The following is a 1831-nucleotide window of genomic DNA, read 5'->3' on the forward strand; positions in this document are numbered from 1 at the left end:
AATACAACTAACGTTAACTTTAAATTATCTTGTTTTATAAGCGGAGAATTAAAATGAAAATATGGTCTGTATCCTTTCTTGCAACTGCAGTAGCTGTCGCTCTAAGCAGTAATGCGATAGCTTGTACTGGGCTTATTGTTGGTAAAGAAGCGTCGAGCGACGGTAGCATTATGATTGCTCGTAATGAAGATTTTAGCGTTAACAACTGGAACAAATACCTAAAGTATCGACCTGCGCAAGATAACCAAGAAGGTGACTGGCAGTTAGGTAACGGGTTAATTGTTCCGATGCCAAAGCACTTCTTTGCTTACTCTGCGATACCAGACTGGGATGCGGATACCGTTAATCGCGACGGAAAGTTTTATGAAGAACGTGGGATTAATGAACACAACGTTGCCATTTCAGCAACAACCAGCGCAGAAATAAACGACAAAGTCGCCAAGGTAGATCCTTTAATCGACAATGGCGTAATCGAAGCCATTATACCTACGTTAATCCTTCCTCAGGCAGAAAACGCAAAACAAGCCGTAGAGTTACTCGGTCATTACATCGAAACCTATGGTGCTGGTGAAGGAAACAGTCTCTATATTGCAGACACCAATGAGGCGTGGTTATTTGAAATTGGTTCAGGTCACCATTGGATTGCTGTAAAAGTGCCAGATGACAGTTACGCCATGATTGCAAATGGCTTACGTGTACATGGTGTGAACTTGGCAAACAAAGAGGTACTGCATTCAAAAGACATATTCGAGTTTGTAGAACAAAACAAACTGCTTGATAACGCAGATGAAAAATCTTTCAATTTTGCAAAAGCATTCGGAGTTATTGGTGATGAGTATAATATCGATCGTGAATGGTTAGGCCAAAAAATACTGACACCTTCGCTGCATCAACAAAGTCGCATGACGCAATACCCTTTGTTTATGAAACCTGATACAAAAATCTCAGTTGAAAATGTGGCAGAGGTACTTAGCGCGACTTATAAAGACACGGTTTTGGAAGGAAAATCGAAACGACCAATTAGAGTTGAGCGTCAACTAGAGTCGCATATTATTCAGCTTCGCCCTGAGATGCCAGAAGAGCTTCAAGGTATTATTTGGCAAAGCTTCGGCGTGTTACCAGAATCTGTTTTAGTGCCGTTATACTCAACCCTACAAGATTACCCAAAAGCGTACCAAGTAGGCGATGATAACTACAGTGATGATTCAGCTTATTGGCAGTTCCGTAGCCTAACCGCCCTCGCTTCTACAAACCCAGATAAGTATTTACCAGTACTAAAAGCAACTTGGGACAAAGAAGAAACTCAATTATACAAGCAGGTCGCACACTTAGATAAAACGTTAACAGACATGTATAAAGTAGATAAACAAGCGGCTCTGAACATGGCTGCCGACTACTCATACGGACAGCTTAAGCGTACCTTAGATATGGCAACTGAGCTTAGATACAAAATGATTACAGATTTGACTAAAAGCACAGAGAAGAAATACTCAGAGGAAGAGTTTAAGAAAATAGTAAATCTGTAGGCTTATGAAGCAACCAATAAAAACGGAGCATAATGCTCCGTTTTTTTATCTGAATAGGTTTAGTTCTAACGCAGGCCGTGTAAGAACTCATGGCGCGTTGCTGGGTTTGATCTAAAAATACCCCCCAGAGCTGTTGTTGTTGTTTCGCTGGTTGCGTCCATTACACCACGAGATTTCACGCAGTAATGAACCGCATCCATGGTTACAGCAACATCATCCGTTTCTAGCAGCGTTTGTAATGCTACAAGGATTTGCTGCGTCATACGTTCTTGAACTTGAGGACGTTGAGCAAAGAAACGAACGAT

2 protein-coding genes are annotated in these 1831 nt (G+C 41.3%); one reads left to right on the top strand and one right to left on the bottom strand.

The window, feature by feature from the left end; all coding sequences use genetic code 11:
• Window positions 1–53 precede the first annotated feature (53 nt).
• Entirely contained in the window at window positions 54–1526 is a 1473-nt protein-coding gene (locus AB4496_RS19230; protein ID WP_009845546.1) for a C69 family dipeptidase, read from the top strand.
• Window positions 1527–1591: 65 nt separating this feature from the next.
• Here AB4496_RS19230 and AB4496_RS19235 read toward each other — a convergent pair.
• Window positions 1592–1831, bottom strand: a 240-nt coding sequence (locus tag AB4496_RS19235) for a GTP cyclohydrolase I (protein WP_372131648.1), incomplete at its 5' end; no start/stop codon positions are given.

Source organism: Vibrio sp. 10N.222.46.A1 (assembly GCF_041473595.1).
Taxonomy (GTDB): domain Bacteria; phylum Pseudomonadota; class Gammaproteobacteria; order Enterobacterales; family Vibrionaceae; genus Vibrio; species Vibrio tasmaniensis_A.